This is a genomic window from Chryseolinea serpens (assembly GCF_900129725.1).
GTDB lineage: Bacteria > Bacteroidota > Bacteroidia > Cytophagales > Cyclobacteriaceae > Chryseolinea > Chryseolinea serpens.
Genome location: NZ_FQWQ01000005.1, coordinates 527607 through 544355, shown reverse-complemented (window position 1 = coordinate 544355; position 16749 = coordinate 527607). Strand labels below are relative to the sequence as shown.

Annotated in this window: 17 protein-coding genes; 4 read left to right on the top strand and 13 right to left on the bottom strand. The window is 51.1% G+C overall.

What is annotated here, in order from left to right:
- Positions 1-611: 611 nt before the first annotated feature.
- The 12 genes from BUB30_RS30365 to BUB30_RS30310 form a co-directional block, all read right to left on the bottom strand.
- Complete coding sequence (locus BUB30_RS30365; protein WP_073142118.1) at positions 612-1358, bottom strand: hypothetical protein; 747 nt, start codon at positions 1356-1358, stop codon at positions 612-614.
- Between the two features lie 74 nt (positions 1359-1432).
- Positions 1433-2200, bottom strand: coding sequence for a DUF4097 family beta strand repeat-containing protein (locus tag BUB30_RS30360; RefSeq protein ID WP_143165149.1), 768 nt, complete (start codon positions 2198-2200; stop codon positions 1433-1435).
- Between the two features lie 133 nt (positions 2201-2333).
- Positions 2334-3110 carry a HEAT repeat domain-containing protein gene (locus tag BUB30_RS30355; RefSeq protein WP_073142114.1) on the bottom strand — a complete coding sequence of 259 codons (777 nt, stop codon included), beginning with the start codon at positions 3108-3110 and terminating at the stop codon, positions 2334-2336.
- A 28-nt stretch (positions 3111-3138) separates the two neighbouring features.
- The gene (locus tag BUB30_RS30350) at positions 3139-3675 is read right to left on the bottom strand and encodes an RNA polymerase sigma factor (RefSeq protein ID WP_073142112.1); all 537 of its coding nucleotides are present in this window, start codon (positions 3673-3675) and stop codon (positions 3139-3141) included.
- Between the two features lie 285 nt (positions 3676-3960).
- Positions 3961-5655 carry a phospholipase D-like domain-containing protein gene (locus BUB30_RS30345; RefSeq protein WP_073142110.1) on the bottom strand — a complete coding sequence of 565 codons (1695 nt, stop codon included), beginning with the start codon at positions 5653-5655 and terminating at the stop codon, positions 3961-3963.
- 27 nt (positions 5656-5682) lie between these two features.
- Entirely contained in the window at positions 5683-6771 is a 1089-nt protein-coding gene (locus BUB30_RS30340; protein ID WP_073142108.1) for a hypothetical protein, read from the bottom strand.
- Positions 6772-7085: 314 nt separating this feature from the next.
- A complete protein-coding gene (locus tag BUB30_RS30335) occupies positions 7086-8006 on the bottom strand; it encodes a TIGR01777 family oxidoreductase (RefSeq protein ID WP_073142106.1) in 921 nt (306 codons plus the stop codon).
- A 6-nt stretch (positions 8007-8012) separates the two neighbouring features.
- Positions 8013-8483, bottom strand: a complete 471-nt coding sequence (locus BUB30_RS30330) for a hypothetical protein (protein WP_073142105.1) — start codon at positions 8481-8483, stop codon at positions 8013-8015.
- 11 nt (positions 8484-8494) lie between these two features.
- Positions 8495-8878, bottom strand: a complete 384-nt coding sequence (locus tag BUB30_RS30325) for a hypothetical protein (protein ID WP_073142103.1) — start codon at positions 8876-8878, stop codon at positions 8495-8497.
- Between the two features lie 52 nt (positions 8879-8930).
- Positions 8931-9491: a ferritin-like domain-containing protein gene (locus BUB30_RS30320; RefSeq protein WP_073142101.1), complete on the bottom strand. Its 561-nt coding sequence runs from the start codon at positions 9489-9491 to the stop codon at positions 8931-8933.
- Between the two features lie 19 nt (positions 9492-9510).
- Complete coding sequence (locus BUB30_RS30315; protein WP_073142100.1) at positions 9511-10014, bottom strand: GbsR/MarR family transcriptional regulator; 504 nt, start codon at positions 10012-10014, stop codon at positions 9511-9513.
- Positions 10015-10616: 602 nt separating this feature from the next.
- Entirely contained in the window at positions 10617-11537 is a 921-nt protein-coding gene (locus BUB30_RS30310; RefSeq protein WP_073142098.1) for a hydrogen peroxide-inducible genes activator, read from the bottom strand.
- A gap of 140 nt (positions 11538-11677) precedes the next feature.
- Here BUB30_RS30310 and BUB30_RS30305 point away from each other — a divergent pair, with 140 nt between their 5' ends.
- Positions 11678-12235, top strand: coding sequence for a peroxiredoxin (locus BUB30_RS30305; protein WP_073142096.1), 558 nt, complete (start codon positions 11678-11680; stop codon positions 12233-12235).
- A 52-nt stretch (positions 12236-12287) separates the two neighbouring features.
- The gene (locus tag BUB30_RS30300; RefSeq protein WP_073142094.1) at positions 12288-12884 is read left to right on the top strand and encodes a carboxymuconolactone decarboxylase family protein; all 597 of its coding nucleotides are present in this window, start codon (positions 12288-12290) and stop codon (positions 12882-12884) included.
- Between the two features lie 211 nt (positions 12885-13095).
- Here the strand turns inward: BUB30_RS30300 and BUB30_RS30295 are convergent, their stop codons facing one another.
- Entirely contained in the window at positions 13096-15633 is a 2538-nt protein-coding gene (locus BUB30_RS30295) for a ThuA domain-containing protein (protein ID WP_178377232.1), read from the bottom strand.
- A gap of 202 nt (positions 15634-15835) precedes the next feature.
- On the opposite strand from BUB30_RS30295, the gene BUB30_RS30285 reads away from it, so the two are divergent.
- Together BUB30_RS30285 and BUB30_RS30280 are read left to right on the top strand one after the other, a co-directional pair.
- On the top strand, positions 15836-16264 hold the full coding sequence (locus BUB30_RS30285) for a PTS sugar transporter subunit IIA (protein ID WP_073142093.1): 429 nt from the start codon (positions 15836-15838) through the stop codon (positions 16262-16264).
- Positions 16261-16737, top strand: a complete 477-nt coding sequence (locus BUB30_RS30280; protein WP_073142091.1) for a PTS sugar transporter subunit IIB — start codon at positions 16261-16263, stop codon at positions 16735-16737. Before BUB30_RS30285 ends, BUB30_RS30280 begins: the two co-directional genes overlap by 4 nt.
- Positions 16738-16749 lie beyond the last annotated feature (12 nt).

The window sequence follows — 16749 nt, the reverse complement described above, 5'->3', positions numbered from 1 at the left end:
GGCTTGTGGCCCGGCTCCTTAAAAGGGGTTTAACCTGTTTAGGTTAATGAGTGCCTTTATATACAGTCGAAACGAAAAGGGAGAGGTGATCCAGACTGTACCAGAGTTTGAATCCCTCGTCCCTTTACCCTACCTAACTAACTACAACCAGAATTCGCATATGGGTTGTCAACCAATTTCATTTGAGATTCACCGTTCATGGCCAATAGACAAGTTTATGCCTCGGGGCATTTCTTAAATTTCCAGCTTCACTTTGGTGGGAAATGATGTCTAAAAAATTATTGCTTCTATCAGCAACGCCTAAACAAATTCACGCTTACTCTTCGATGTTGCCTTTCTTGCGCGGCAACGGGACAAAAGTAAAAAGGAAATTTTAAATGTCTATCAAATTGGTAGATTTTTATTTTTCGCTCAAAAAAATTTTATCAACGCAGCAAAATTATAAAAATGATCCAACAACAGTACACCAGGAAAAATATTTCCGCCCTATTAACAATTATATAATAGAGCACCGATGACCGAACCGCTTCGATAAAAAAATAGCGTGCAAAAAAAATCCCTGCGCACGGTCTCGACCACGCGCAGGGACATTATCTAAATCGTTTGTTCTGTTACTGCACCGCTTTCCGGATGTAGACGTTGCCGTATTTAGAGTCGAATTCATATTTCGGGCCGGTGCCGGGTTTGGCCACCACGTAGGTGTGGAAGTCGCCCTGTTTGAAACCTTCCGAGCCGAACTTGGCGTCGAAGTTGGTGTAGATCTCGCCGTAGTTTGTTGTGGCGGCCACTTCACCGGTGGCGCGCTCGGTCAGCGCCGCGTCCACTCCGCCATAGGTGGCGTCTACGATGAGTGGTCCCGTGAAGTCCTTGATCTCTACCATGCCATAGACCGACTCCACGCGTGTTTGGAAATTTCGCGGCACTTTGATCTCCACGACAATATCCATGTCGAGTCCATACGACATCCGGTCAAATCCACCGCGGCCATGCTCCTGCTCATACTTGTGCAGCTCTTCTTTGTTCTTGAAAACAATTTTGTTGGCACCGTCCACGATGGTGATGTGGTGGGGAAGGTTCTTCATGTTCTTGATCTCGTTCCGGATCGTGATCGTGTTTCCCGAAACCGATGAGAGCAGTTCGAACGCATCGTCGTTCTCTCCGTAGTTGATGCTCACCGTGCCTTGCACGCTGATCTCGTTTTTATCCCAGGTGCTCACGCGCACCATTTCGGGGTAATCGAAGTGCAGCACCACTTGCTGTCCCGGTTTTGCCTCCACCGTCTTGTTGATGGCGGTTTGCGCGAAGTTTGTCAGCGGCATCACCAGCGCGATCAAAATCCCTAGCGTGTTTCTTTTCATAGCATTAGATTTTTAGAAGCCGTACTCCCCCGCCCTGCCGCAAGGCAAGTCCATTCGGGGGAGCACAGTTCAAGTTATTTCTTCCGGAGATACACGTTGTTGTGTGTGGAAGACAGGGTGATGTCTACTCCCCCGCCATTTATTTTGGCCGTCACGGTGTCGCTGCTGTATTTGTTGAGACCACCTGCCGTGGTCGCGTCCACCTTGAACTCGGGGTCAACAAAGATTTCCCCGTACACCGTACTCATTTTCACCGAAGCCTTCACCGTGGTGGGCAGTGCGAGGTCTACGTGGCCATGCACTGACACGATGGAGATAGGATTCTTCAGGTTAGCGCTGAGCGAACCTTCAATGTTGCCATGGACGGTATTGATCGTCATGGGGCCGGTCACGTTCGTCAGGTTGATACCGTTGTGAACCGTGGAGATCTCGATCTCGCCCTCCACGTCCTTGATGTTCACTTCACTGCCGTGGGGCGAGGTGTGGGTGTAGGAAACCGTTACGCCTTTGGGCACTTTGATGGTGATGTCGGGGCCGTCCATGCGCTTCATTTGCTGTACCTCGATCACGCCATTCTTGTCGACGACCGACAGACCGAGGCCTGTGTTGTCCTCCAGGCCCAGGGCGTTGATGGCGCGCAGACCTTTGGCACGATCGTCGGCGTCGCGTTTGCCGCTTCGGGAGGTGAAGATGATCTCGTTGCCAGAGTATCCTTCAATGTCCACATTGTTCACTTCTTTGATTTCCAACCGGCCGGTACTCTTCGCGAGTTTGAATTCCTGTGCCTGGATATACCCCAATGTTGTTACTACCAGGGCGATCGTTGTCATTATCTTTCTCATTGCAGATGCTTGTTTTCGTTTTTGTTTGTTTTTGACTTGTATTTAAAGCGTTACTCGGTAATAGTGCTGGTGTGGGTGTGACTTTACGTATACGTATTTGATATTACTATTATGCTTTCACTTCTTTTCTTCTTCAAGAGAGCCTCATCAGTCCGATGTGGGCCTCGTCTTTCACCGCGGGCAACACGCCTTCTTCGGTGGTGATGCGTTGCAGTTCTTCCGTCACGCCCTTCTCTTTCATTTCCACCATGAGGCGGATCAAAGCAATCTGCACCATGGGGTCTTTTTGTGTGCTCAGCGAGGCGACCAACATCTTGCGCACATAGGGCTGGTGTTGGAACTTGCGCAACGCTTCCAGGGCGGCCATGCGTACATTCGTGTTCGGATCGTCGTTCATGGCCTTCACCAGGGCATTCACGATCTCGTCGTCGGCCTTGACAACACTTTTGTAGGCTACTGTTGCTCCCGCCACGCGCTGGCTTGCTGAATTTTGATTGTCCAGCAAACCGATTAGTAATTGCTTTGTGTGATTCATCTCTCGCTGCAATTCAGCCATCTGTTGGGCTTGCTGCTGTTGTTTGCTGATCCAGAAGCCGATGCCTCCACCCAAGACCAACAACAGCACGGCGGCGGCCACCCGGTAGAATGCGGGCCGGAAGAACACGGTCTTGCCGGTTTTCTGGTTGCCCATCTCTTCCTGCAACATCTTGTCGAAGGCCACCTTCAGGTGAGCCGACGGTTCCAGGCGCGCCGCGTTGTTCATGGCCTGGATCACTTCCTTGAGTTGTTCGTAGAGCGTAAAGGCTTCTGCGTTGCGCACCAATTCCTGCTCCACGTTCTTTCTTTCTTCTTCGGAAAGTTTTCCGTCGATGAAGTCAATGAGCAGGCTTTCCAATTTTTCCTTTTCCATATCGTCTTGGGGATCGCGGGGGATCCGTTCAATTTTTCTCCAGTTCAAAATAATGTTCGCGAAGCTTGGCCACGGCGCGATGCACTTTCACCTTGATGTTGGCCACGGTGGTGTTCATGATCTGTGCCACTTCCTCGTACTTCATGTGCTGGAAGCGGGTGAGCACCAGCAGCTCGCGTTGTTCGTCGGGCAGCATGGCCATGGAACGGTGGAGTAGCTTTTCTTTTTCCTCCCATGGTTCGTCTTCCGGTTCGGGCATGTTGTCTCTCAGTTTTTCCACGTCTACAAAATCGGAGTACTTGTTTTTATGCGCCTGGTAGTGGTCCGAAAAAACATTGCGGGCCACCTGGTAGATCCACGATTGAAACCGGGCTCCTTCTTTATAGCTGCCGCGGTATTTGATGATCCGCAAAAAAACATTCTGGGTCAGGTCTTCGGCCAGGGCGCGGTCCATCGCCAACCGGGCCAGAAAATTGAAGATGCGCTTGTTATACCGCTCAAAAAGCATCGATGCCTGCTGAAGATCACCGTTTTTTACGGCCTCCATGATCATTTCGTCTGTCATCAACTCTGTGCTTTTTGTCAATTTCGTGTTAGTTACCGGGAGGTTAATAAATGGTTACAACCAGATTTACAGATTTTCGGGCAAATAAAAAAAGCCGCAGGGGAGAGCGGCTTTTGGGGCTTTTTAGATGGCATTAGCGGCCAGCGGCATCATTTTTCATCAATTTTTGGACACCCTTAACACCAAATGCCGGCGAGCAGATTTGCGGTGCTGGTCCTTCATGGTAAGACTTATTCACCGGGTCCGATTTTCGGACCCGGTGTTTTGTTTGTGAACGGGATGTTATCATTCAACCTCTGCAACCACCTCCTCAATTTCCTGGGCGAAGAACTTGCGCCGGGCCGAACGCGCCGTCTTTCCGAAATTGTCTTTCCACCAGCCGTCACCGGTGTCGAGTGGCTTTGGTGGTTCATTCAGTTTTCGCCACTGCAGCGACTCGCGGAAGGAGTGGTGAGAAAACAATCGCATGAATTCGCCGAGGTATATGTCGGCCACGCGCGTGTTGCCCCGGACGATGATCATATTCTCGTCGTTGTCTGTTGTCGAGGCATCGCTGAAGTTGGCCGAACCGGCCACGACGATGGGGTCGTTGCTCAGGGGATCGACCAGCATGAATTTGTTGTGGACATACTTGACATTTGAATTGAGGCCTGTGAGCTTTTCCTTTACCCATCCGTCAAATTCGTTGGTCCTGATGAAGTCCCCGATGGCAAACACATTCTCGGGTTGATTGCGTAACTCCTGTATCTCTTCTTCCTCTTTTGCTTTTTCGGGGCTGCCGTTTTTTAAGGGACGTGTTTTCTTTTCCAGCAGTGCCAGCCTGAAGGGGGCCTGGCCGTTTCTGTATACCTCCTTAAAGATGTTGTTGATCCCAAAGGCAAAGGTCATGAACAAACCGCTGCTGGCGCGGGAAGCTATCGCCGCATAGAGATTCAAGGCATCGAGGCTTTGTCTTGGACTGAACACTACCGTCGTTCCGGTGGGCACAGGGAGATCGGGCAGCGGCGTGAGTTCCTCGTTGTCGTCTCGCAAGGCTTCGGTCCGCGGGTCGCTGTTTAAAAGCTCCCAATACTGAAGGAACTTGTCGGCCACTTCCGTGTCTTCTACCACGTGCGCCACGTTCGAGTGGCCGAAGATTCCGCCATCCGAAAAATTTGTGCCACCTGTCCAGACGGAAACCGCTTTTCCCTGGCCATCCACTTTTACCATAAACTTGTTGTGGGAAATGAATGACTTTCCTTGTGTTCGCGGTTTGCAAAAATCGGTGAGGTCATGCGCTTCAATTTTTTTTGTATTCCCTTCTCCCGGATCTTCCTGGCGTGCGTCATAAACGATGCGGATGTCTACACCGTTCTTAATGGTCTCCCGGATCACGGACAACACGTCATCATAGTTGAACTCGTAGGCCGCAATTCTGAGGGAAGTTCCATCGGTCGCACATGATGTGATGAAATCTTTCATGGCTTCATAAAGCCCACGCGATAGCCAGTCGAATGCCGCATGATTGGGAACATCTTCGGGCCGGTGGTTGCCAAACCGCCTGACGTACTCTTGGGAAGCTGCCGTCCCGCGGTTGAAATAGACATCGTGATTTCCGTTTTCGGGGCTTTCCGTTTGAATGGCGACGGCTGCACTCGCAAACGCCAGCAATTTTTTTGGCGTACCCTTCAGTGCCGTTACGGTATAGGTATAGCGGTGGCCCGGTTTTGCCGAGTAATCGGCCCATTGAAATCCCTGGATGGGATGATCCTTTGTAGAATACAACGAACCCGCGGGGAATCCAGGATCTGTCTCAGCGAATGCTTTCATGCCGTCGAGGAAGAAGGATTCATTTTCGGTGTGATCCTGCCGGTGAATGGAGAATCCGTGTAATCCTGGACAGGATGCCTCGGGGAGGTCAAAGGCGAGCAATACGACGTAGGTTCCGGAGATGACGTTCACCTTCAAGAGACCGTCATCAGACACTAGAGATTTGCGCATATCTATAAGGTAATTTGGTTGTTTCTCTCAATTGAAGCGAAGCGGAATGGCCGCTTGCAACATGATCGAAAAGTTTTTGTCGATGTAGTCCTCTTCACTCCTTTTGTCCAACTGGTTGAATTGCGCCGTGACCGAGAAGTTCAACACGTCTTTTGCCGGCTTGTCGCCATTCACTTTTTTATCCTTTAGATTAAAGTAAAAGCCCGTAACGCCGTTGGCGATGTAGTCGTCGCTTCCGATGCCGTAGTAGGTAAGCCTATTGCCCCAGTACACGCCGCCATACGTTTTGTTGCGTACGATGGGGATGAACAATTCGCCAAAATATGACAGGCCTTCAAAGATGACCAGCGTTCCACTGCGGCCGCTTGTGGTTTCCACCACGGTTTGATAGGCCGTTGAGTCGGCATTGTAAGTCAACTTGCCCGTTTCGAGCGTTCTGTTTTTGAGTGACGAATAATATTTGGTCTTTGCATACCCCGCGCCGATCGACCAAATGCAACTTCTCCACTTATAGCGAGTCATCTGGGAATAGAAGTACCGGTTCAGGCTTACATAAAGGCTTCCGTTCGTCTCCGTCTGTTTGATCAAGATCTCGTCATACTTCGCGGTCGTATTGAATAAATTGTAGTTCCCTTGATCGATGCTCCCGATGAAGTTGACCCACCACATCGATTCTGAAGAATGTTCCTGGGTTTCATTCCCTTTGCCGTCGAGGAAGACCCAATAATAATGTCCTGCGACGATACTAAGTCCTGCGTTAACGCCAAACTCCAAAGGCGCCGAGTTCGCCTTGTAAAGTGTGGTGGCTCCATTGGTCGCTTTGAACCAAGGTTGAACAAAGCCAGTATATTTCAAGTCCTTCGTGCTCGGTGCATCCTTGAACAGCGACGGGAATCCGAGCTTAAAGGATATTTTGCTGTCCGTAAAATTGGAGGACACGTTGCTGATGGCAGAAGGGTCCAGGTTTGATCCATTGATGGCCGAGGGGATCTCGAAATAGTAGAATCGATTCGTTTCGGCATTGCCGGCTTCTTTGTCCGCTGATTCTTTCGTTTGGGCGAGCCCGGTCGAAAGTACCGCGACCAAAATAACAGAGAGGTGAAATTTCGTCGCCATATCGTGTGAGTGTTAAATTTTTGCAATCCAACGGGTTGTTTTTCGTCAACACGCACTAAACAATTTACCAACAACCTGAACGGGGATATCCTGTAACGATCCTTTACTAAGGTAAAATCATGCTGCGTCCGAAGCAAGGGGAGATGAGTGTTTTATTAATTTGTTAATATGTGAGAACATGCATTTGACGGCAACGCGCCATGCGTTCGATCGTATTTCGCATTTCAGGTTGAATACCCTGAAAATAGGGATGCGGTATGTGTTGGTACACCTTCGTGCCGACACAAATCAGGTGCAAGTTCCAGACGACAATACTAGACTCGTTTCAGAACATCGGTCAAAGCCCCGGTTAGATCGGAGTGTTTGAACACATACCCCTCGGCCAATAATCGGGTCGGAACCACGCGGCGACTTTTGAGAATCAGCTCCGTCTCCGTACCAATAAAAACAGCACCGAGTTTCAGCAACCAGGCAGGTGAGGGCAAACCAAACGGAACTTTACAAACCTCCCGCAGCGTGCGCATGAAGTCTGCATTGAGCACCGGTGTCGGCGAAGTTACATTGAAGGTGCCTTGTTGTGCTTCATTATCATAGAGCCATTGCATGATGGCGGCTACATCGTCTTCATGGATCCAGGTGATGTATTGATGGCCACTGCCCTGTTTACCTCCCAAACCAGCGCGCACCAGGTTGAGCATACGAGGAAACGCCCCGTCGCCCATCCCCAAAACAATGCCGATGCGCAGCAATATTTTTCGTGTGGCCGTCACATTTTGTTCCCAAAAGATCTTCTCCCACGCACGACATACATCCACCGAAAAACCTTCGCCGATCTCGCCGGTGGCTTCGTCCATGGGACGATCTTCGGCGTGGCGATAGATGGTGGCCGATGCGCTCTGGATCCAAACGCGTGGCGGCACAGCGGCCTGGCGCACGGCTTCTCCCAGTACACGCGTGGAGTCTAAACGGGAATCGAGTATTTCTTTTTTGTTTTCGGGTGTGTAACGACAGTTCACACTTTTTCCCGTGAGGTTGATCAGCAAGTCGGCACCATCCAATTCACGCGCCCACGCATCGGCGAGATGTTTTGCATCCCACACTACCGTCCGGATGTTGGCCGACGCAGGTTGATTTCTCCGGCTGAGGATGACTACCTCTTTTGCGCGCGTACTAAAATGACGGGCCAACACGGAACCCAAAAATCCGCTTCCTCCTGCAAGAACTACTTTATTCATATAGTATTATAGAATGACCCAAAGTACAAGAACACGATACAAAACCCAAGTCAGGGACATAAACCACGGCATTCCCAAAAGTTTCACACGCCGGATGTGTTCGAAGAACATAATGCCCACCACGATCGTGAACCAGACGAGGTGACCTTCGGCAGAATATGTGCCCTGTGTAAACATCAAGCCCGGCAGCAGCAACAACGCCCCGATGAAAGATACCGTCATCATATTCCCCAGGTAGGCAAGCGCTTTGTTTTTGTTCGCCACGACCGCCACGACACTTTGAAACAGGATCTGTCCTCCACATATGCACAACTCCCGCGTCAAATGGCTCGCGGGAACGAGCGGACTTAATAATTGTGTGTAGGCATTCAGGATCAGGCTGGTCACCAGCCAGGTAAAGACGAGATAAGCAACGCGATACGGCACATGGAAGGTGTGCTCATCTTGCGGGATGAGATAATCCTTTAGCGTTTTCATAGCGAGTTCATTTAAAAACTGAGGTGAGGAAGAAATTTACCCTGGACCCGTTTTCCGATGACTTCACTCCAGGTGATCAGGTAATAGTAGAAGGCCAGCGTCCAGGGCACCAGGATCAACAACGCCGGATGGGGCATCTCGCCGGTGCTGCGTCCGATGATATAGAGTACGAGCAGCACGATCCAGGAAAGGAGCTGGTGCACGATCTTTAGCCGGTAGTGTCTTGTCTTTAAAAGGATCGACGTCAATGAACCCAACAATTGCCACGGACCCAAGAGGACCTGCGCATAGAGAACGACGAAATACCACTGTTCTCCGTCGTCAAAAGAAAGTATCAGCAACGCTATGGCAAAAACGAAGAGGAGGGTTTGTATGGTCACGTCGATGTATTTCATAATACTATACGTTTTGTATTTTCAGGAAATATTGAAACATTATTTTAAATTTTTATTTGTGACAGTACGAATCAGATTTCTCCACGGGGTACTTGTTGTCGAGGTCGATGTTATTGAAGCTGCTCGCACTGCTCCAACCGAAAAGTTTTTCAAAAAAAGGGAGCAGGCGGTTGTCTTTGATCTGCTCGCCAAAGTATACTTCATGCTCTTTCTCTTTTATTCCCATCTCATACAGCACGGGGTCGTGCTCGTGGATGCCGATCGCATTGAAGTACTGTTTCATTCTGAAGTATTCGCACACATTGCCACTCTCGAGCCGGCCTGCAAAATAGAAAGGCATAAACCACCCGATGACGTAGCAGCTTCCTGAAATTATTTTTCCGACCACATGAAACCGGATCTCATACCAGCGCGAAGGTTTGATGCCATACAAGCCCATGATGGCCAACACTTCCCGGCGATGATTCCACTCATCGATCTCGATCTGGTGGATGGCCGCTTTCTCGGCTTTATTTTTCACAGCGCCCGCGTGCCCCTGGTAGGCAAACGCTGCCGCTTTTTCTGCGGAGTATGCCTGGCGGAGCAGATCTGCCAGGGCCGGTTGAAGTTTCATATGGAAAAAGTTTAAATGCCTACTTCATCATTTTCAACACCGTGTTCCAGAACCAGCTTTCTTCCGACCGGATGAAAGTTTCCAGTAGCCCGTCGGATTTTTCAGCGAAGTTCTTCAGTTCCTTCACCACTTTTTTGAATTCTTTCGATTCTTCCGAGCCATCGGTCTGAACGTCGTTCACTTCTTTCAGCACTTTCAGGATGGGTTCGAGTTCGCGTTTCCTTCTTTCCTTGGCCACTTGTCGCGCGAGCGCCCAGACATTTTTTTCGGACTTGAAAAACTCTTTGCGCTCACCCGCCACCGAGATTCTCGCGATGATACCCCAATCCAGCAGCGCGCGGATGTTCATGTTGGCGTTTCCCCTGGAAATGGAGAGGTCTTGCATGATCTCTTCGGTGGAGAGGGCTTTTGGTGATACCATCAGCAAGGCATGGATTTGGGCCATGGTTTTGTTGAGTCCCCAGCTATAGCCGAGGTTGCCCCAGGCTTGGATGAGTTCTTCTTTGGCTTCTGTGTATTTCATACGGATAAAGATAAGGAAAGTTTCCGAACTTTCAATAGTTATTGAAAGTTCGTCATTTTGCTTGGATTTTAGCTCTTGCTCTGTCTTTGTGGGCCTGAGCGTCCTGTGGGATAGGTGGGTTTTGCGCGTAAATTTCTTTCCCATTTCATAGCTCCGCTCCGGGGCCGCGGGGGCCCCGCATGTTCCCACCAGGGCTTAACCCTATCCGCACATGCCACTACCAGGCCAAAGATAGGCTTAGGCCCTGATGGGAACATGCTGGAAGAGGTGCGGGAGTGGGGTTGGGGTGAGGGTTGATTGAATGATTTGGGGGGGCAACAATGTTGATTGATCTTTCGCATTGCGCCCATTTTCTGTTCGTCTAATCCCGGGCTTTGGCCGTAGTCTATGCAAATATCTTTTTGAATTAAAATCCCGAAGGGATTGCCTATCATAGCCCCGGGTGCTCCGATGCAATCGGAGTACCCGGGGTTATGAGGTAGTTTTATCAGGAGCGCCACGCTCAAGCTTTCCTTGAAATGCGCACGTGCATGGCGCGCATTTTACTGCGCCTTCTTCGAAGTGCAGGCCCATTACGAGGCGACTCATCCCTCGGCCACAGATCAATTCCAGCGGACGCGGATATACTTTTCGTTTTTCTTGAAGTGGGCGGGGATGGATTTTAGGATGGCGTCGCGGAGTTTGGAGAGGAGCATTTCTTTGACGAAGCCCTGGTGGACGGCCAGGCTTACTTCTCGGACGGGTTCGGGTGAGGTGAAATGCTTCACATGTTTGCTTTTTACGTTTACGGAGAGCTCGGGGATGAGCGTGTAGCCATAGTTGTTGTCTACCATGGCTTTGAGGGTTTCGAAGGAGCCGCTTTGGTAGTTGAGTTGGTGGTGCACTTTTTTGCCTTTGGCGGAGCACAGATTTTCGACCTGGCCGCGGAAGCAGTGGCCTTCCTCCAACATCAGGAGGTTGTCGTAGGTGAGCGACTTGAGGTTTACTTTGTCTTGCTGGTAGTATTTGAGGCCTTCGGAAGTGTAGAGCAAAATGGGTTCGTAGAAGACGGGGAGCTCGCGGATCTCTTTGTCGTCGAGGGGGGTGACAAGGATGGCGATGTCGAGGCGGTTGGTCTTGAGGAGGCGGATGATCTCCTGGGTTTGCAACTCCATGACGGTGAACGAGGTGCCGGGATTTTTTTCGAGGAACTCGTTCAGGAAGCGGGGCAACAGGTAGGGCGCCAGCGTGGGAATCACGCCCAACCTAAACTCGCCTTCGATGGAATCTTTTTCGTTGCGGATAAATTCTTTCAGGTTCTTGATGTCTTGCAGGATCTGCCGCGCCCGCGACACGATCATTTCGCCGGCCGGTGTCGGCTTCAGGGGCTGACTCTTGTCGAAGATCTTGACATCGAGTTCGTCCTCGAGTTTTTTCACCATCATGCTCAGCGTGGGTTGGGTCACGTGGCAGTGTTCGGCGGCCTTCACATGGTTGCGATGGATGTCGAGGGCGATGATATATTCGAGTTGCTGCAGGTTCATACGATTGTGGCGTGTACCGAAAACGTTGTCATAGATAAAATTAATACTGCGATAACAAATATCGATATAATTTATAACTCATCCTATCGTATCATTGCGGAAAATCAATCACTAAAAACGTTTAACTCCAAGACAAACTTATGACAAAAGGCATTTTATCCATTGGACAACCCTTTCCCGCTTTCAAGAAATCAGCCGTAGTTTCCCTCGAAAAGGGAAAAGAATTTTTCGATATCTCTTCCGACGACCTGTTGAATGAAGAAGGTCGCTGGACCGTACTTTTCTGGTGGCCCAAGGATTTTACGTTCGTATGCCCTACCGAAATTGCCGAGTTCAACAAAAACTTTGGCGAGTTCCGCGACCGCAACGCCAGCCTCATCGGCGCCTCCACCGATTCTGAATTCGTTCACCTGGCCTGGAGAAAAAATCACGACGATCTCCGCGACCTGAAATTCCCTATGCTGGCCGACACTTCGAAGTCACTGGCAGAAGACCTCGGCATCCTGGAGCCTACCGAAAAGATCGCCTACCGCGCCACGTTCATCATCGACCCTCAGGGCATCGTGCGCTGGGTGAGCGTTTACGACCTCAACGTGGGCCGCAACGTGAAAGAAGTGATCCGCGTACTGGACGCTCTCCAAACCGACGAGCTCTGCCCTTGCAACTGGGAAAAAGGAAAAGAAACGTTGAAGATGTAGTTTCCGGTTAAAGTTTCATTCCTATTCATTTCACAGTTATAACGACATCATCATGGAATCAACCGTAACAACGTATTCCGAAAGCACGCAGGAGTTCCTGGAATTCCTGAAGGTTGGCAAGGACTACGAAACCCAGGCCCTCGACCTGCTGGAAAATGGCAAGTCGCGCTACCTGGCCGATCTGAAGATCAATTTTAAAAACTCGTTCGAAAGCGAGTTCCTCACCAAGAAGGAGATCGCTGTGTTAGGGGTTGCCCTGTCAGTAAATGCGGGGAACACGATCCTGCGCACGTTCTTCGCGGCCAACGCCCAACAAGAAGGCGCTTCCGCGGAGGAAATCGCCGAAGCCGTGGGTTGTGCCTCCTTGCTGAGTGCCAACAATGTGTTCTACCGGTTCCGTCATTTCGTGAACAAGGAGAAATACAACGAGATCCCTGCACGCATCAAGATGAACATCATGGGGCGGCCCGTGGGCGGCAAGGAATTTTTTGAGCTGATGAGCCTGGCCGTCAGCGCGGTGAACGGATGCGAAATGTGCGTGAAGGCGCATGAGGCGTCGCTCATTGAGTTGGGCGCTAAGGAAGAGCGGGTTTTTGAGGCGGTGCGGCTTGCGTCTGTGATTACTAGTGTGAGTAAAATAATTTACTGAAGGTCTATTTCAAAGCAGCGAAGTCCCCGAGGCGGGAGACTTCGCTGCGGGCAAGGGCTGGTGTCTTTTTGGACATCAGCCTTTCTTTTTTAAATCAGCTTAAGAAGACGCTTCCCTCCCAATTAGAAAATAATTTCCGGTGCCACCTAAGCCCGTAGGGCTTATTGAACTTTTTTGAGTTTGTAAATTGTCGTGCGACTGATGCTATTGTTTATTTTGATGACATCGCTGTGACGGCGGCCAGGAACCAGCCGGAGTGGGGGATCCATTGTTCGCTCCAGCGCCATTCGTTGCCGTTGTCTTCCATTTTGAAGTCGATGCCGGAGCCGTCTCCTTTTCCGTCCTTGCCGGAGATGCCGTTTGAGATGCCTCCGCGGCCGGAGCCATGGCCATACATGGCGGCCATGTAGGGGACATTATTTTTGCCATAGCCGTACATCATGCAAATGTTGTAGGGGTTGCTTCCGAGCACCCATGATACGAGGTTCGATGCATAGGTGGCGAGCTCAGGTTTCACACCGAGGGGTCCTTTGTCGGGGTAGACCAGTCGTCCGCCTACCAGCATGGCGGCGGCCAGGGAGCCCAGTCGTGCGTCTTCGCCTTGCCACCACCAGCCACTTTCGTTTTCGTGGGGGATGAAGAAGCCGTTCTGCACTTTGCCTTTATACAAGAAACTTTGGCGCGGATATCCGAACGGGTTCGTCACTTCGTGTGTGATGGACAAATTGTAGTCCAGTGCTTTTTTTATTGTTGTCAAGGCTTTGTTTCGATCGGAGGTGTTGGTTTCCACATCCAGGTAGCGGGCTAGCGCGATCACGGGCAGGCCGGCATCGGCGGCGTGCCAGAAGGGGCGATTAGCGTCGTTGGCTATGAAGTATCCTTTTGGCGAAAGGCGCTTGTTCAAGTTGCCGGCGCGTTTGCGGGCTTCGGCTTGGTAGGCGGGTTTGCCGGTGGCAATCCAGAGTTCGGTGGCGGCCATCAGGGCGCAATAGTCGTCGATGACGTTGTCCTTGCCGTCGTCGGCATAGCGGGTGCTGAACTTTTGAAGATGGGCGAAGGCGCGCTCGGCAGCGTCGAGGTATTGCTGCGAGGTGAAGGCGCCGTCGCGATGCCAGCGCGAGATGCGGGCCAATGCGGCCACGGCCATGCCGCCACCCTCGCGATAGGCGCATTGATAGTCGGCGGTGGTCTTACTATCGGCCAGCAGTCCCACCACGCGTCGTGCATTGGGATCTTTGTCAAAATAGGTAAACACTGTCATATAAAAATATCCTTCCGGCGACAGCGATCGCATGATGTAGTCGGCGCCATACAGCGCTTCCGTTGTCAGTGCGTCTTTGGAGCCGGTCTGATCCAGCAGCTCGGGGATCCGGTCCACCGTGTTGATCATCGACCAATCCACCATCGGTATTTGCTGTGGAGACATAAAATTGGTGTAGGCCAGGTGCGAGAAATATTTGCTCACATCGCCGGAGGCATCGGCCCATCCCCCGGAGAGGTCGACAGTCTTGGTGCTGCCATAGAGCAGGATGTGTTTGTCGGCACCGGCCTCTTCCGGTGAGCTGGCCCGTTGATGATAAAAGAAATTGGCGATGGCGGGCAGCGCAACTTTACTCAGCGCTTTTTCGCCGATCGTGAATGCATAAGATTCGTAGGGCTTGCCCTCGGCTTCCACCTGGAGTTTATAATATCCCGGTGTGTTAAAATCCGAGAAGTCGATGCGGCTATACCAGATGCCGGGCTGCCAGTCGGCAACTTGTTCGGCTTTTTGGAGTTTGCCGGAATAAACGGTCTTTAATGTCAGGGCACCGATGAGGTTGAACGTCATGTTTTCAGGCAGCGGTTTGTGACTTCTCACGATGGCGCTTTTGGGTGCTTCGGTTGAATAGGCAACCTGGTTGGCGAGAACGGTCACGGGTTGCCCCAGGGATTCGTCCAGGTTGTGTTGTGCTTTGTTTTCGATTTCGGAGGCGGACCATTTTATGGCATCGCGCATGAGGATGGCGAAGTCGGCGTTGGCACACGTAGTGGAGTCGTGACCGATACCTATATATAATGCGCGGTCATATTCCGGGTTGGTCCAGATGAGGGGGTGATCGCCCATGGGTTTGGCGGGCTTGTAGGTGGATTCGTTCGCAGTAGCCAGCACGTGCACGTTGGGGCGCGGGCTCTTGTCGAATTCATACCATTCGTCGCGTATGGAAAAGGTTGGCGGCAGGTTGCGGGTCACCGGGTGGGTGCGGTCTTCCACCACTACCGTTCCTTGCTGCAGCGGCGGGTGCGGTGAGTAGATCACGTTGCCCATGAGTTGTTCAAACCATTGCCAATAAACTTCCCCCGGCTTCAGGAAGCGTGTGCCGGTGAGCCCGGCGGCGTGCACGGCAATATATCCTTTGCCCTTTGACGTAAATTGTTGGATGGCAAACTGCTGGGGTTCCGTGAGATCAAACGGCGCCAGGTGCAGCTGAATAAAGACCTGATAGTGCGCCAGGTTCTCCTCGGTGATCGCCGACGCGTCGCGCGTGAAGTCGACCTCGAAATTATTTTGTTCGGCCAGACCTTTAAAGAAAGGTTGTGCGGCTTTCACCATGGCGTTGTGGTATGGGTCGTTGGAGCCAACCACCAGTACTTTGATCTTTGGTTGTTCCTGAGCACTCGCCGGCGTGTGTTTTGCCAGGATGAGGAGCACAACCAGGCTTAGCCATAAGGCGCCTTGGTGTTTGATGATCGTGGATAAGCGTTGCTTCATAACCAAATTTATAGATAGGGTGTGAACTTTTCTTTTTTGATTTCCGATGATTTGCATTCAATTTCAATTATTTTGACAAGTGGCAAAAATTGTCAGGAAAAACATTCCATTTTTATTGATGCATTGTCTCGCGAAACCATCACACCTCTCGTAGCACAACGCACATCAAACACAACGCACACCGCACACACCTGAATCACCCATGGAACATACAACACGAAAATTCCTTATTGCCACCCACGGCCGCCTGGCCACGGGCATAAAGTCTTCGCTGGATATTATTATCGGCCAAACCGATCATGTGTTTTTGATCGAAGCCTATGTGGAAGAAAACAAAGGCATTGAAGGCGATCTTGAAAAGATATTGAAAGACTTACAGCCCCACGACGAACTGATCGTGTTCACCGACTTGCTCGGGGGCAGCATCACCAACCAGGTGTTGCGCTACACGCAGGGTCACCTGGTCCACGTGGTGTCGGGGTTCAACCTGGCGTTGTTGATCGAGGTGTTGATGGCCGATGCAGAGACGCCCGCAGCCGAAGTGATCGAGGCTGCCATTGTCAATGCCCGGGAACAAATCGTCTATGTCACCAAACTAATGGCCACCTCTAACGAAGAAGAAGCATCATGATCAAACTCACGAGAATAGACGACCGGTTGGTACACGGCCAGGTGGCCTTCACCTGGGTGCCCGCGCTCAGTGTGGACTGCCTGTTGGTGGCCAACGACAAAGTGGCCAAAGACGAATTTCAGAAAATGACCCTGAACCTCGCCAAACCGGCCAACACAAAACTGGTGATCAAGACCCTGGCCGACGCCATTCTTTTTTTGAATGACGACAAGAACAGCAAGGCGAATGTGCTCATCCTGATCAACAGCATAAAAGATGCTGCCACGCTGGCCGCCGGCGTGTCCGCCATCACCTCCATAAACTTTGGTGGCATCCGCGGCAAGGCAGGCTCGCGGCTGATCTCGAAAGCCATTGCCATCACCGACGACGATGTGCCGGTGCTGCAAGAACTCATTCAAAAAAATATAGAACTCGAAATACGACAAGTGCCGACGGATAGCAAGCAGAAGGTGGAGAGTCTACTCGATAAATAATTAAACAGCATA

What these genes read in the sequence shown, in the direction of transcription:
- BUB30_RS30310 (WP_073142098.1), bottom strand. Translation starts at nt 11,537, where the DNA reads ATGAACCTGCAGCAACTCGAATATATCATCGCCCTCGACATCCATCGC.
- BUB30_RS30325 (WP_073142103.1), bottom strand. Translation starts at nt 8,878, where the DNA reads ATGAAATACATCGACGTGACCATACAAACCCTCCTCTTCGTTTTTGCC.
- BUB30_RS30335 (WP_073142106.1), bottom strand. Translation starts at nt 8,006, where the DNA reads ATGAATAAAGTAGTTCTTGCAGGAGGAAGCGGATTTTTGGGTTCCGTG.
- BUB30_RS30280 (WP_073142091.1), top strand. Translation starts at nt 16,261, where the DNA reads ATGATCAAACTCACGAGAATAGACGACCGGTTGGTACACGGCCAGGTG.
- BUB30_RS30300 (WP_073142094.1), top strand. Translation starts at nt 12,288, where the DNA reads ATGGAATCAACCGTAACAACGTATTCCGAAAGCACGCAGGAGTTCCTG.
- BUB30_RS30350 (WP_073142112.1), bottom strand. Translation starts at nt 3,675, where the DNA reads ATGACAGACGAAATGATCATGGAGGCCGTAAAAAACGGTGATCTTCAG.
- BUB30_RS30315 (WP_073142100.1), bottom strand. Translation starts at nt 10,014, where the DNA reads ATGAAATACACAGAAGCCAAAGAAGAACTCATCCAAGCCTGGGGCAAC.
- BUB30_RS30365 (WP_073142118.1), bottom strand. Translation starts at nt 1,358, where the DNA reads ATGAAAAGAAACACGCTAGGGATTTTGATCGCGCTGGTGATGCCGCTG.
- BUB30_RS30360 (WP_143165149.1), bottom strand. Translation starts at nt 2,200, where the DNA reads ATGAGAAAGATAATGACAACGATCGCCCTGGTAGTAACAACATTGGGG.
- BUB30_RS30320 (WP_073142101.1), bottom strand. Translation starts at nt 9,491, where the DNA reads ATGAAACTTCAACCGGCCCTGGCAGATCTGCTCCGCCAGGCATACTCC.
- BUB30_RS30305 (WP_073142096.1), top strand. Translation starts at nt 11,678, where the DNA reads ATGACAAAAGGCATTTTATCCATTGGACAACCCTTTCCCGCTTTCAAG.
- BUB30_RS30345 (WP_073142110.1), bottom strand. Translation starts at nt 5,655, where the DNA reads ATGCGCAAATCTCTAGTGTCTGATGACGGTCTCTTGAAGGTGAACGTC.
- BUB30_RS30295 (WP_178377232.1), bottom strand. Translation starts at nt 15,633, where the DNA reads ATGAAGCAACGCTTATCCACGATCATCAAACACCAAGGCGCCTTATGG.
- BUB30_RS30340 (WP_073142108.1), bottom strand. Translation starts at nt 6,771, where the DNA reads ATGGCGACGAAATTTCACCTCTCTGTTATTTTGGTCGCGGTACTTTCG.
- BUB30_RS30330 (WP_073142105.1), bottom strand. Translation starts at nt 8,483, where the DNA reads ATGAAAACGCTAAAGGATTATCTCATCCCGCAAGATGAGCACACCTTC.
- BUB30_RS30355 (WP_073142114.1), bottom strand. Translation starts at nt 3,110, where the DNA reads ATGGAAAAGGAAAAATTGGAAAGCCTGCTCATTGACTTCATCGACGGA.
- BUB30_RS30285 (WP_073142093.1), top strand. Translation starts at nt 15,836, where the DNA reads ATGGAACATACAACACGAAAATTCCTTATTGCCACCCACGGCCGCCTG.